Origin of the sequence: Martinezella multihospitum (assembly GCF_900094585.1) — a bacterium.
Taxonomy (GTDB): Bacteria; Pseudomonadota; Alphaproteobacteria; order Rhizobiales; family Rhizobiaceae; genus Rhizobium; species Rhizobium multihospitium.
Genome location: NZ_FMAG01000001.1, coordinates 1,178,783 through 1,191,321, shown reverse-complemented (window position 1 = coordinate 1,191,321; position 12,539 = coordinate 1,178,783). Strand labels below are relative to the sequence as shown.

At 59.1% G+C, this 12,539-nt stretch carries 12 protein-coding genes; 8 read left to right on the top strand and 4 right to left on the bottom strand.

From position 1 onward, the window contains the following. Nucleotides 1–57: 57 nt before the first annotated feature. The 3 genes from GA0061103_RS05405 (at nucleotide 58) to GA0061103_RS05395 (ending at nucleotide 2,299) form a co-directional block, all read left to right on the top strand. Entirely contained in the window at nucleotides 58–1,041 is a 984-nt protein-coding gene (locus GA0061103_RS05405; RefSeq protein WP_092707766.1) for an alpha/beta hydrolase family protein, read from the top strand. Nucleotides 1,042–1,140: 99 nt separating this feature from the next. Beyond that, nucleotides 1,141–1,557 (top strand): NUDIX hydrolase, encoded by a 417-nt coding sequence (locus GA0061103_RS05400; protein WP_092707764.1) that lies wholly within the window; start codon nucleotides 1,141–1,143, stop codon nucleotides 1,555–1,557. Between the two features lie 268 nt (nucleotides 1,558–1,825). Further along, nucleotides 1,826–2,299: a Ros/MucR family transcriptional regulator gene (locus tag GA0061103_RS05395; protein WP_092707762.1), complete on the top strand. Its 474-nt coding sequence runs from the start codon at nucleotides 1,826–1,828 to the stop codon at nucleotides 2,297–2,299. A gap of 180 nt (nucleotides 2,300–2,479) precedes the next feature. Here GA0061103_RS05395 and GA0061103_RS05390 read toward each other — a convergent pair whose 3' ends face one another. The 4 genes from GA0061103_RS05390 to GA0061103_RS05375 all read right to left on the bottom strand — a co-directional run bounded on the left by GA0061103_RS05390 (nucleotide 2,480) and on the right by GA0061103_RS05375 (nucleotide 6,843). Then, entirely contained in the window at nucleotides 2,480–3,751 is a 1,272-nt protein-coding gene (locus GA0061103_RS05390; RefSeq protein ID WP_092707760.1) for a CynX/NimT family MFS transporter, read from the bottom strand. Next, on the bottom strand, nucleotides 3,748–4,425 hold the full coding sequence (locus tag GA0061103_RS05385; RefSeq protein ID WP_092707758.1) for a FadR/GntR family transcriptional regulator: 678 nt from the start codon (nucleotides 4,423–4,425) through the stop codon (nucleotides 3,748–3,750). The genes GA0061103_RS05390 and GA0061103_RS05385 overlap by 4 nt, the downstream gene beginning before the upstream one ends. A gap of 260 nt (nucleotides 4,426–4,685) precedes the next feature. Continuing rightward, complete coding sequence (locus GA0061103_RS05380; RefSeq protein WP_092707756.1) at nucleotides 4,686–5,909, bottom strand: MFS transporter; 1,224 nt, start codon at nucleotides 5,907–5,909, stop codon at nucleotides 4,686–4,688. A 241-nt stretch (nucleotides 5,910–6,150) separates the two neighbouring features. Beyond that, a complete protein-coding gene (locus GA0061103_RS05375) occupies nucleotides 6,151–6,843 on the bottom strand; it encodes a GntR family transcriptional regulator (protein WP_092707754.1) in 693 nt (230 codons plus the stop codon). A 319-nt stretch (nucleotides 6,844–7,162) separates the two neighbouring features. Here GA0061103_RS05375 and GA0061103_RS35550 point away from each other — a divergent pair, with 319 nt between their 5' ends. From GA0061103_RS35550 to GA0061103_RS05355, 5 genes are all read left to right on the top strand, one after another. Continuing rightward, entirely contained in the window at nucleotides 7,163–7,291 is a 129-nt protein-coding gene (locus GA0061103_RS35550) for a hypothetical protein (RefSeq protein WP_280949792.1), read from the top strand. Then, on the top strand, nucleotides 7,288–9,114 hold the full coding sequence (locus tag GA0061103_RS05370) for an ABC transporter ATP-binding protein (RefSeq protein WP_092707753.1): 1,827 nt from the start codon (nucleotides 7,288–7,290) through the stop codon (nucleotides 9,112–9,114). The genes GA0061103_RS35550 and GA0061103_RS05370 overlap by 4 nt, the downstream gene beginning before the upstream one ends. A gap of 44 nt (nucleotides 9,115–9,158) precedes the next feature. Continuing rightward, nucleotides 9,159–10,694 (top strand): ABC transporter substrate-binding protein, encoded by a 1,536-nt coding sequence (locus tag GA0061103_RS05365; RefSeq protein WP_092707751.1) that lies wholly within the window; start codon nucleotides 9,159–9,161, stop codon nucleotides 10,692–10,694. A 63-nt stretch (nucleotides 10,695–10,757) separates the two neighbouring features. Further along, nucleotides 10,758–11,681, top strand: a complete 924-nt coding sequence (locus GA0061103_RS05360; RefSeq protein ID WP_092707749.1) for an ABC transporter permease — start codon at nucleotides 10,758–10,760, stop codon at nucleotides 11,679–11,681. Between the two features lie 5 nt (nucleotides 11,682–11,686). Continuing rightward, nucleotides 11,687–12,535, top strand: a complete 849-nt coding sequence (locus tag GA0061103_RS05355) for an ABC transporter permease (protein ID WP_092707747.1) — start codon at nucleotides 11,687–11,689, stop codon at nucleotides 12,533–12,535. The last annotated feature ends 4 nt before the right edge of the window (nucleotides 12,536–12,539 follow it).

Sequence of the window (12,539 nt, the reverse complement as noted above, 5' to 3'; positions counted from 1 at the left end):
CCTTGCCATCACGACCCATCGCGCAGCGTATATTTCTGGTTAAATGGAGCAGTTGTCATGATCCGCTTTAGCCTTGCCCTCGCGGCCGCGCTCTCTCTTGTCGCGTCATCGGGATATGCGGCAGGTTTGAAATTCATTCGCATCTCAGGTGATGCGGATAATCCGGCGATCGACGCCGCTATGTGGTCTCCTTGCACAACCCCTCCCACCGAAGTGAAGATCGGAGCTCTGGCAATACCGGCAACGCCGGATTGTCCGATTGCAGGCGGGGAACTGCCACTTATCATCATCTCGCACGGCTATGGCGGCTGGTATCTCGGCCATCACGATACCGCCGAAGCGCTTGCCGACGCTGGCTTCATCGTCGTTGCCATCAATCATCCGCACGCCAATCATGCCGACATGAGCCGAGCAAATGGTCTTGGCGTATTGATCGAGCGCCCTGCCGACATCAAACGCACTGTCGACTTCATGCTTGATGCGTCTCCCGATGCCGGAAAGATCAACCCGCAGCGGATCGGCTTCTACGGATTTTCCCAGGGCGGATATACCGGTCTCGTCGTTGCGGGAGCCAATCCGGATTTCACCAAACTACCGCCACGCTGCTCGGATCCGAAAGCAGCCGGCTGCCCGCCAGCGGGCCATGCTCAGCCTCCCCGGCGACAACCGCCACAGCAATCACTGACCCACGATCCTCGCATCAAGGCGGTCGTTGTAGCCGACCCGTTGAGCATCGTCTTCCCGACCGCGGACAGTGTGAAAGATGTCAAGGTTCCGCTTCAGCTTTGGGGCTCAGAACTTGGAGGTGGTGGGGGAGCATCTCCCGAAAATGTTGCAACGCTTGCACGCCTATTGCCGGAGAAGCCTGATTTTCAAGTCGTCCCCAATGCCGTGCATTTGTCGTTCCTGACGCCTTGCCCGGAAATACGCCCATCGTCCGACGCCTGCATCGACGCGCCGGGGTTCGATCGCACCGCGTTTCACAGGCAATTCAATACCGCAGTCGTCGCATTTTTCCGCCAGCACCTGAAGAAGCCGTAACAGCGAAGATGCCTGCGCGTGAAACGCGCATATGACGTGAAAATATACCCAGACATTATCAGTGTTGAAACTCGCCCGCGAATCCGATCAGATCATGGCATGACGAATACGATACGCATTGCGGCGGCTCTGGTGTTGCGCCCGGACGGGAAGACATTGCTCGTGCGCAAACGCGGCACTACCGCCTTCATGCAGCCCGGCGGCAAGGTAGAACCGCAGGAGACGCCAGAGACGGCGCTGATCAGGGAACTCTCCGAAGAGCTAGGTCTTACGGCAGAGGCTAAGGATCTGACTTTCCTTGGCGGTTTCCAGGCGCCGGCTGCCAACGAACCGGACCATACTGTCGTTGCGGACATATTCCGGCTGCATGTCGGCGATACGGCAATCACCGCAGCAGCAGAGATCGAAGAAATCCGCTGGGTATCACCACAAGATCCGGGAGATATCACCATGGCGCCGCTTACCGAACATCATGTCCTGCCATTCCACCGGCAACAGGGCACATCCGCGATGTGACTGACATCCCAACCCCGGCGAAGCGAAAGCCGGCAGGGCCTGCACCGTCCTTGGCAAACGAATATTCGAACGCCGACGCCACGCATCTCCCACAGGCGCGATTTGAATATTGTGGTAAAATGAGAATATAACAGTTCTAAACTTCCAACGCCTGATATTTACTATGAAAATAAACCAATGACAAAGAATATCCAAAGTCACGTCAATTTTTATTGAAAGCAAAAACAACATTGGTTACATAAATAAAAAACATTGCGTGAGGCCGAAAATGAAAAGGGAAAACACTGCCAGCCATGAAAGGTATATTGAGCTCACGAGCAAGATTGTCTCTGCCTACGTACTTCGCAATGCGACCATGCCGGAAGATTTACCGAGGCTCATCGTAGAGACTTATTCTGCACTGACAGGCTCTCAGCAGGTCGTCTCGTCAACGGCGGCAGTGGAAAAACTGTTGAAGCCGGCCGTACCGATCAAGAAGTCCATAACTGACGATTATCTGATCTGCCTCGAAGACGGCGGAAAATACAAGTCGCTCAAGCGGCATCTGAACAGCAAATACGGTCTGACACCCGAAGAATATCGAAGGAAGTGGGGCTTGCCCGCAGATTATCCGATGGTCTCGGCCTCCTATGCGGCCACAAGATCGACATTGGCAAAGAAGGCTCTCCTGGGCCATACGAAAAACCTGACCGACATTCCTCCGGCGGCCGAACCACCGCGGCGCCAGCGGAAGGCCAGTTAATCCGGATCGTTTCGTCATACACCATGATCATGCGACCCGTTCTTTGAACGGGCGGTTTGCCTTTTGCATGAACAAAATTGATCGCAGGCTTGGGAGCATGAATTCAAGACCGCCCTCTGGCGGTGGGCCGGCGCCTCATGATTTTGCTCGCCAGCCCGGATGCGACCGGTATTGCACCCGTTAGAACGTTTCGATCGTCCTGGCATTGACCGTGATCGCACGACCGGCAAACCAACCGTTGATCGCGGCACCGAGACCAAGCAGCAGGAATAGGACGGAGCTCCAGGCAAAGCTTCCAGTCCAACCATGGATCATGCCGACGACGAGTGGGCCAATCGCGGCAAGCAAGTAACCCACGAATTGCGCCATGCCGGAGAGATGCGCGGCGACATGCGCATCGGGCGAACGCAACACGATGACGGTCAGCGCCACCGCGATCAATCCGCCCTGGCCGATGCCCTGGAGTACGGCCCAGAACCAGACAGTCCAGAGCGGAGCAAAAAGCAGACCCAGCAAGGCGACGACGGCAATTATGCAGAGGATGACATTGATCGCGCGCTGATCCCTACCCTTGACGGCGAGATGAGGCGCCACCAGGCAGGCGGCCGCCTGCACCATGACCGAGGCAGATACGATGACGCCAGCCGTCACGCCGTCGAGACCACGTTCACGCAGAATGGGCACCAGCCAGCCGAAGACGCAATAGGCAAGCGCCGATTGCAGCCCCATGAAAAGCGTTACCTGCCAGGCGATGCGGTCTCTCCACAAACCAGTAACACGAAAGCCGGTACGCCGCGCCTGGCTGCGCGCACCGATTACCTGCGGTAGCCAGAGAAGCCCGACTGCAAAGGCAGGCAAGGCCCAGACGGCAAGCGCACCGCCGAGCGAGTCACCGAGAGCATGTTCGACAGGAAGCGTGAAGCCGGCCGCACTCGCAGCTCCCGCGCATAGCGCCATCGTATAGCAACCCGTCATGAGCGCCGCCTTATCGGGAAAATCGCGCTTGACCACGCCCGGCAACAGGACATTGCCGATAGCAATGCAGGCGCCGGCCAATGCGGTGCCCAAGAACAGCAGCGAAATCGAGGAAAAGCCCCGCAATGCCGTGCCCAGCGCAAGCAGGAAAATGACGCCGAGCAGGACACGCTCGGTTCCCACGCGCTGCGCGAGCCTTGGGGCGAGCGGCGAGAACAATCCCATGCAGATGACGGGCAAGGTTGTCAGGATACTGGTGCCGAAGGCGGAAACGCCAAGTCCGGTCCGTATCTCCGGCAAGAGCGCCGATGCGCTTGAAAAAACCGGCCGCAGATTGAAAGCGATGAGCACAAGGCTTGCACCCAGCAGAAACCTGCCGATCGGCGATTTGCCTCCATGCGGCAGCGGTGCCGGAATCTCATCGGCCTCGGCATCGATCAATTCGATGGAAGCGGGATTTTGCGAGGGCATGGTCATGACATAAGCAACCGATCAAGAGTAACAACGATGGGGGCCATGAAGCGGCGCACGGCTCTATCGGCCGCTTCGGGATTGCCGGCTTCGATGGCATCGACAATGGCGATATGCGCCTGCATATCCGGCTCGGGAATGTCCTCGCCGAGCGTCGCTTCGATGGTTTCGGCAATCGAGAGAGAGAAGAACTCGTAGATTTCGATCATGGCCCTGTTCTGCGAAGCCGCGACGACAGCCTTGTGGAAGGCAAGGTCACGCTCGATGAACGCGGCCTTGTCGCCGCCGGCGTAGTTGCCACGGGCAACCAACAAGGCGCGCAATTGCGAAACGGCTTCAGGGGAGTGACGTAGGGCAGCGAGCCGTGCAGCCTCAACCTCCAGGGCAAGCCGGGCCTCGAACTGGTCCCTCAATCCGGCACGGCGCGCCATGTCCAGCGGCCGACCGACATCCGTGTTCGACCGGACATAGGTCCCGGACCCTTGCCGCGTCTCGAGATAGCCCTGCGACACCAGGACCCTCACCGCTTCACGAACCGTGCCACGGCTGACGGACAGCATCGACGAGAGGGAAGCCTCGTTGGGCAGCTTTTCGCCGACGAGCCAGCGACGGCTGGTAATCTCGCTGCGAATTGCCTCCACGGCCGTATCCGCAAGCGTCGTTTTGGTCAGAGCGCGCATGATTGGATTTCATAAAGTCATCGGATGACTTTATCACTTAGTCAATCGACAACCCTCAGTCAATCTTATTTTCAGCGAGACGAACGATCGGCTAGCTAGGGCGATGTGGGGGCACCGGCGAAACCGAAGGCGAAGATGGGTCACTGACGGATCTGGGATCTGGCAAATCACCCGAAATCAGGGCGAAGGGATTGCTGCAGATTTGACGCTGGTCGGAACCTATCGGAATCAAATAATGCCTGTCCTATGGCGTTAAATCGCTATCTGATGGCGCCCGAACGGGCCATGGCCGCCAGGCCGATCGCTGCTGCCAGAGAGAATGCCGCCGGGATATAGAAAACATTCGGAAGCCCGAGATAGGCAACACCGACACCTCCAACGCCGCCGCCAAGCGCACTGGCAAGTGCGGACGAACTCATGAAGATCGCCGAAGCCGTCGCAACCGCGTTCGGAAGCAGTCTCTGGGCAACGATCAGTCCGAGGACCATATAGAGACCCCAGACTCCTCCCATCAGGATCTGGCCGGCAAACATGCCCGCTGCCGTCGGCCAAGCCGCAAAACAGAGGTTGGCCGTGACGCCGCAAACCGCAGCGATGCACATCATCCATAAAATACCGATCCGTCGCGCCAGCATGACACTGAACGGCATGAGGATGAGTTCGATGAATGGCTGGGTTCCGATTACCGCCCCCTGAATGGAGGGGTCAAGCTTGAGCTGGTCCTGCATATAGAGCAGCAGGAATCCATATTTGATCGGCTCGCCGGCATAGACGAGGACGTAGAGACCGGTAAAAGCCAGAAGCGGCAGCATTTCAGACCAGCGGGCGCGACCAGCGGCATCGGTCTTCTTATCGGCTCGCTGCCTCGGACCAACAAGCGCTTGTTGCGCTCCGAGCGGAATAATCTGCGCGAAGAAGCAAATTGCCGTTCCCCAAAGCATGGCACGAAGCCCGATTTCGACAGCAAACCAGGCACCAAGAAACGGCCCGATGACCCAGCCCGCGGTCAAAGCCATGCGGATGATGGCGACGACGCTGTCATTCGCACCGGCACCCTTCGCCTTGAGATCGTCATGGATGGCGGTGAAGAGCTGCGAGGTGGCAGATCCGGAAAAACCGAGAATGATGGCGCCGATCACGAACGGCATCCATGGCTTCGTGGAAAGGGCGATCCCCGCCCAACCGACGGCGCCGGCAACGGCGCAAAGCCGGAAAAGACTGAGACGCCTTCCAGTTCTGTCGGAATAGCTGCCGACGAGATAGCCGGCAATCGGCGCGGTGAGGCCAGTCAGATAGTAGAGCCCTGCAACCGGCAAGGACGTCCCAAGTTCCTTGACGAGGAACAGAACGATCTGCGGCAGCGAGGCGGATGTCGCAAGTCCGGAGAGAAACAGCGCAAGCGTCGCGCCGCGATACAGCGGCGAAGCCCATACCTGCTGGATCGCCGTAGCCCTGCTGGAGGTCGTCGGGGATTGCGCGTCCATAGCTCTGCCATCCGTCTTAACCGGTTGTCGAAACGAAATTTCCGACTGATCGGTGCGAAGTCGCCCTGATCGATTGCAGCAGAATGCGAATTCTGCTGTCCGATGGACCTCGCGCCTACGTCCGGGGTGCTGCATATCCTTCGGTCAAAGCAGATCGGGACGCAAATGGTTACATCGAGCTTGAACCCATCCAGCGGGGATTGTCCACATCATTCATCACATCAATGGCGGCTGTCGAACTTCAACCGGGCATCGCCCGGGAATAGGCCGCCAGAATGAAGCGTTCGGCCTGGAACAGATATTTCTCCAGCGCGTCGGCGGCACTCGCCGGCGCCCCTTCCTCCAGATGCGCAAGAATGGTCGCATTCTGGCCGACATAAGGGGCATGCAGATATTCGGGATCGCGGATCAGCCCGAAGACGAGGCGCAGTTCAAGCGAGATCTGCGCATAGAAGGCGGAAAGGCGTGGACTGTCAGCAAGCTCGACAATCGCGGCATGAAAGGCGATATCGGCGCTGCCGACCTCCAGCCATTCGCCACGGTCGCGATGCTGCACGGCAGCCTCGATGGCAGCCCGCATCTTGTCGACGCTCGGATGGCGGTGGTGCGCATTGGCAAGCGCCGAACATTCGATCAGGCGGCGAATATGGAAGATATCCATGATCGTCGAAATGCTCGGCGTGGAAACGAAGACACCGCGATTGGCTTCGTGACGCAGCACGCCCTCTTTCGTCAGCAGCCGGAAGACTTCGCGCAGAGTGTTGCGGGAGACCTGCAGTTCCTCGCAAAGAGCCGCTTCGGACAGGTGGCTGCCTGGCGATAGCGTACCGCTGATCACGCGCTCGCGGATGCGGGCAGCCGTCAGTTCCGCCAGCGTCTGCCCCGCCTCTGCGACCGATGTCGGCTCGATGCTCGCAAGATTTGTCTGCTTCATTTGCTCTCCCGGCGCCTGCATTCAAACGTCTTCGATGCCTGCCTATATCAAGCATTTACGGGAAAGCGGGCGGCGTTCCCATGCTTGTCTGCGGCAGTCACATCGCCTCAACGGCGCGGTCCGTTGGACGATTTCTTGCAGGTTTGTCCCCATTTTTAATTGGCAATACGAAAATTGTTGAACAATATAGACCAGATTGTTGTTTGATGCTATCTCATGCCCTAACAAATATAATGGGAACGCAGATACAGATGTTCTTAAGACGCCTGTTTTGTAGAAAAACATCGCCAGCCCTTGCCAGGCCGCAACGGGTGTCCGCATGAGCATACTACTATCCGGCCATGGCGGTGATCTCGGCGAGCGCATCTGCATCATCGACGCAAAGTGTGACACGCCAATCGTCCCGGATGCCATGAACGACCTGCCCAATACCGAGGTAAACGCATGACGACTGCTACAGGCGAAAACAAGCCGCTTCTGTCTGTAGCGGATCTGACCGTGCGGTTCGGTGAAAATCGCGTCGTGGAGGGGCTTTCCTTCTCGGTCGAACCAGGGAGAACGCTCGCGGTGGTCGGCGAATCCGGCTCCGGTAAATCGGTGACCTCGCTTTCCGTCATGCGCCTCGCCGATATGATGGGCGCGCGCTTCGAGACCGGCAGCATCCTCTTCAACGGCAAGGACCTGCTCAAGCTCCCACAGAAAGACATGCGCACGGTTCGCGGCAAGGAGATCGCCATGATCTTCCAGGAGCCGATGACTTCGCTCAATCCGGTCTTCACCATCGGCGACCAGATCTGCGAAGTCCTTCTTCTTCATGAAAACGTCGGCAAAGCCGCCGCCATGGCGGAAGCCCGCCGCCTTCTCGAAATGGTACGCCTGCCGGATGCGGCGGCTCTGCTGAAGCGCTATCCGCACCAGCTGTCCGGCGGCATGCGCCAGCGCGTGATGATCGCCATGGCGCTCGCCTGCCGCCCGAAACTGTTGATTGCCGACGAGCCGACGACAGCGCTCGACGTGACGATCCAGGCGCAGATCCTCAATATCATGCGGGACCTGCAAAAAGATCTCGGAATGGGCATGATCTTCATCACCCATGACATGGGCGTGGTCGCTGAGATGGCCGACGATGTTGTGGTCATGTGGAAGGGCAAGAAGGTCGAGGAAGGCCCGGTTCGCGAGATATTCGCCAATCCCAAGCATCCCTATACGAAGGCACTCCTCGCCGCCGTGCCGAAGCTTGGCAGCATGACCGGTCAGGATTTTCCGAAGCGCATGCCGCTGACCGTGCTCGATGGCGGCGAACCGAAGATCGTCGGCGAGGAGCGAGTGCAGAATACTGCCCGCTACGACCAGCCGCCGCTGCTGTCGGTTCGGGATCTCTTCGTGCGCTTCGATATCAAGAAGAACATATTCGGCCAGGTCACGCATCGCTGCAGTGCCGTCCAGAAGGTCGCTTTCGACATTCACCCGGGCGAAACCCTGGCTCTCGTCGGCGAATCCGGCTCCGGCAAATCGACGATCGGCCGCACGATCCAGCAATTGCAGAAAGCGCGCTCCGGCGAAATCACCTTCAATGGCAAGAGCTTCGCCGCCATGTCGGCACTGGAGCGCTTCCGCCTGCGGCGCGATGTGCAGTATATTTTCCAGGATCCCTTCGCCTCGCTCGACCCGCGCAAGACGGTCGGCTTCTCGATTGCGGAGCCGATCAACACCCATGGCATCATCTCCGGATCGAAAGAGGTTCGCCACAGGGTGGACGAACTTCTCGAGCGCGTCGGCCTGACATCGGCCCATGCCGATCGCTATCCGCACGAGTTTTCCGGCGGCCAGCGTCAGCGCGTCTGTATCGCTCGCGCGCTTGCCTCCGATCCCAAGCTGATCATCGCCGACGAAGCGCTTTCCGCCCTCGACGTATCGATCCAGGCCCAGATCATCAATCTGCTGATGGATCTGCAGGCCGAACGCGGCCTCGCCTATCTGTTCATCAGCCATGACATGGCCGTGGTCGAAAAGATCAGCCATCGCGTGGCCGTGCTCTATCTCGGCCAGATCATGGAAATCGGCAGCCGTCGCCAGGTGTTCGAGACGCCGATGCACACCTATACGCAGCGCCTGCTCTCGGCCGTGCCGATCGCCGATCCGACGCAGGAGCGGAAAACCGCCCTGCTGGACGGCGAGATTCCCAATCCCGTCCGCCGTGTCGGCGACGAGCCACCGATCCTGGCGCACGAGGAAATTACCTCGGGCCACTTCATTGCCAAGAGCGCCTGAACGACCACCAACCACCGCATCGATCTGAAGAGGAAACAGGTTCAATGAAAACAATAAAATGGGGATTGAAGACCGCTCTGACAGCACTTGTCATGTCAGGCGTCGCGATCAGCGCCACTCCGGCCTTCGCGGCTGGAAAGCTGACGGTTTCGTCGTCGCAGGATCCCGGCAGCTGGGACCCGATCGACACCTTCCTGGTGGCATGGGCCGCCGTCTCGACCAACATCTTCGACGGCCTCACCTATCGTGGCCCCGATCTCAAGCTCGTGCCGGGTCTTGCCGAATCCTGGGAAGAACTGGATCAGGGCAAGCGCATCCGCTTCAAGCTGCGCCATAACGTCAAGTTCCATGACGGCGAGCCCTTCAATGCCGAAGCGGTAAAGTTCACCTTCGACCGCCTGCTCGGCGAACAGGGCGCCAAGGGACCGCAGCGTTCCAACTACACCGCGATCGAAAGCGTTGATATCATCGACGACTACACGGTCGACATGAAGCTGAAGACACCCGATCCGGTACTGTTGACGAAGCTTGCCGGCTATGGCGCGATGATCGTTCCGCCGAAATACATCAAGGAAAAGGGCGAGGACTTCTTCAACCTCAACCCGGTCGGCACCGGCGCCTTCAAATTCGTCTCCTATACGCCGAAGGTGAACATCAAGCTCGAAGCCAATCCGGATTACTGGGGCGGTGCACCAAAACTCTCCGAGCTGGAATATCGCTTTATCAGCGAGCCGGCGACAGCCGTTGCCGAGCTTCAGGCCGGCCGCGTCGATATCGTCATTCCGCCAACCATTCCGATCGGCATGCTTCCGGTCATCCAGGGCGATTCCAAGCTCGAAATCGCCAGCGTTCCCGGCCCGACCGTGGACTCCTTGCGCTTCAACACCCGCGACGGCATCACGGCCGATCCGCGCGTGCGCAAGGCGATCATCATGGCCGTCGACCGCGACACGATCGTCAAGTCGATCCTCGCAGGCCAGGGTACCGAGATCGTCAGCTTCCAGAATTCCCTGTCTTTCGGCTATGATCCTGACCTGAAGCCAATCCCATTTGATCAGGCAGGCGCCAAGAAGCTGCTCGCCGAAGCCGGCGTTAAGCCTGGCGCCCCCATCCAGATCGACATTCGCGGCAATGACGCGACGATGAACGAAGTGGCGCAGGTCGTGGCAAGCTACCTGCAGATGGTCGGCCTTACCGCCACCATAAAGCCTTATGAAACCAACGTTCTGCTGAACGACATCATCCCGCAGGGCAAGACCGGCGCGATGTTCCAGCAGAAGTGGGGCGGCTGGACCTTCGACTACGACAACACTGCCTATTCGATGTATCACTCCGGCGAAAAGTGGAACCCTTATGAAAAGGATGCCACGCTCGACAAGCTCCTGGAATCGCAACGTCCACTCACCGATCGCGCCGAGCGCGAGAAGGTGCTCAAGGACATCGGCAAATACGTCGCCGACAAGGCGCTCGAACTGCCGCTTTACAACAGCAACGCGATCTACGGCGTCAGCAAGCGGGTCAAGGGCTTCGTGCCCGCACCCGATACCCGTATCAAGCTGAACGAAGTCACCGTCGACTAAACATCCAGAAAGACGCCGCCGGCTCGGTCGGCGGCGTCGTCCGAAAGCTCTCGGGGTAAGAACGTGGCCGGTTTTCTCATCAAGCGATTGCTGCAGGCGATTTTCGTCGTGATCGCCATCACTCTTCTCGTCTCCTTCGCCATCCGGCTGACGGGCGACCCCGCCGTGACGATGTTCCAGGGCGGCGGCAGCATGACCGAAGCTGATCTTGAGCGCATTCGAGCAGCCCTCGGCACGGACCAGCCTTTTCTCGTGCAATATTTCACCTTCCTGAAAGGGCTGCTGACACTGGACTTCGGCCGCAGCTTCACCGGCGGCACACCGGTCTCGCAACTGATCGCCAATGCCCTGCCCGCCACGCTGCTGCTTGCCTTCATCTCCATGGTGGTCTCGATCGCGCTCTCCATTCCGCTCGGGATCAAGGCGGCGACGGCGCGTGGCAAGACGGCCGACCAGATCATCCGCGTTCTCTCGCTCCTCGGCCTTTCCTTTCCGAACTTCTGGCTGGCGCTGATGATGGTGCTGTTGTTTTCCATCACGCTCGGCTGGCTGCCGCCGAGCGGCATGGTCGGGATTTCGAGCTATGTCATGCCGGCTGTGACGATGGGTGTGATCCTGACGGCAACCAATGTGCGACTGGTGCGCACCGCCATGCTGGAAACGCTGCAATCGCAATACATCATGGTCGCACGCGCCAAGGGTCTGAGCGAAAGCAAGGTGCTCTACAAGCACGCGCTGCGCAATTGCGCCATTCCGCTCATCACCTATTTCGGCATCCAGTTCGGCGGGCTGCTCGGCGGCATCGTCGTCATCGAGCGCGTCTTCAACTGGCCAGGCCTCGGCACCCTGGCATTCGACGCCGTCGGCGCCCGCGACTACCCGGTCTTGCAGGGCGTGATTACCGTGCTGGCGCTGTTCATCGTCGGCGTCAATCTTCTCGTCGACATCGCCTATGGCCTCGTCGACCCACGTATCCGCACGGAGTAACGCTCATGGCCGCCACGATCTCACGCCGTTCGCGTTTCTACAGCTTCGAATTCATCGTCGGTGCCTTTATCACCGTCGTCATCTGCCTTGCCGTGCTCTTCTCCGATGTCCTCTTTCCCGGCGGCGCCGAAAAGATCGATCTGATGGCGCGGCTTGCAAAGCCTTTCGCCAGCCTTGCCCATCCTTTCGGTACCGATCCCCTTGGCCGCGATGTGCTTGCCCGCGTCGTTGCAGGCGGCAAGATTTCGCTGACCGTCGGCCTGACTTCGGTCATTGGCGGCGTGGTACTGGGCGTGCTTGTCGGCCTTGCTGCCGGCTATTATCGCGGTATATGGGACATGCTGCTGATGCGCTTTGCCGACATCCAGCTTGCCATGCCCTTCATTCTGCTGGCGATCACCTTCATCGCCATCGTCGGCGGCAGCCTCACCAATACGATCATCCTGCTCATCGTATCGCAATGGGTGCAATATGCGCGCCTCGTGCGCGGCTCCGTGCTCAGCCTGCGCGAGCGGGAATTCATCCTCTCGGCACGCGCCATTGGCGTTAGGGATTGGCGCATCATCTTCCAGCATCTGCTGCCGAACCTCATCGGACCGGTGATCGTGCTGATGACGTTGAACATCGCCAACAACATTCTCCTCGAAAGCAGCCTTACCTTCCTCGGATTGGGCGTCGACCCGACAATTCCGAGCTGGGGCGGCATGCTTGCCGACGGGCGCACCTATCTGCAGACGGCGTGGTGGGTGAGCCTCTTCCCCGGCGTCGCAATCCTTTTGACTGTGCTCGGCCTCAATCTTCTCGGCGACTGGCTGCGCGACAGCCTCGACCCGACAGGCAGAACGACAAGGTAAGACA

What these genes read in the sequence shown, in the direction of transcription:
- GA0061103_RS05405 (WP_092707766.1), top strand. Translation starts at nt 58, where the DNA reads ATGATCCGCTTTAGCCTTGCCCTCGCGGCCGCGCTCTCTCTTGTCGCG.
- GA0061103_RS05400 (WP_092707764.1), top strand. Translation starts at nt 1,141, where the DNA reads ATGACGAATACGATACGCATTGCGGCGGCTCTGGTGTTGCGCCCGGAC.
- GA0061103_RS05395 (WP_092707762.1), top strand. Translation starts at nt 1,826, where the DNA reads ATGAAAAGGGAAAACACTGCCAGCCATGAAAGGTATATTGAGCTCACG.
- GA0061103_RS05390 (WP_092707760.1), bottom strand. Translation starts at nt 3,751, where the DNA reads ATGACCATGCCCTCGCAAAATCCCGCTTCCATCGAATTGATCGATGCC.
- GA0061103_RS05385 (WP_092707758.1), bottom strand. Translation starts at nt 4,425, where the DNA reads ATGCGCGCTCTGACCAAAACGACGCTTGCGGATACGGCCGTGGAGGCA.
- GA0061103_RS05380 (WP_092707756.1), bottom strand. Translation starts at nt 5,909, where the DNA reads ATGGACGCGCAATCCCCGACGACCTCCAGCAGGGCTACGGCGATCCAG.
- GA0061103_RS05375 (WP_092707754.1), bottom strand. Translation starts at nt 6,843, where the DNA reads ATGAAGCAGACAAATCTTGCGAGCATCGAGCCGACATCGGTCGCAGAG.
- GA0061103_RS35550 (WP_280949792.1), top strand. Translation starts at nt 7,163, where the DNA reads ATGAGCATACTACTATCCGGCCATGGCGGTGATCTCGGCGAGCGCATC.
- GA0061103_RS05370 (WP_092707753.1), top strand. Translation starts at nt 7,288, where the DNA reads ATGACGACTGCTACAGGCGAAAACAAGCCGCTTCTGTCTGTAGCGGAT.
- GA0061103_RS05365 (WP_092707751.1), top strand. Translation starts at nt 9,159, where the DNA reads ATGAAAACAATAAAATGGGGATTGAAGACCGCTCTGACAGCACTTGTC.
- GA0061103_RS05355 (WP_092707747.1), top strand. Translation starts at nt 11,687, where the DNA reads ATGGCCGCCACGATCTCACGCCGTTCGCGTTTCTACAGCTTCGAATTC.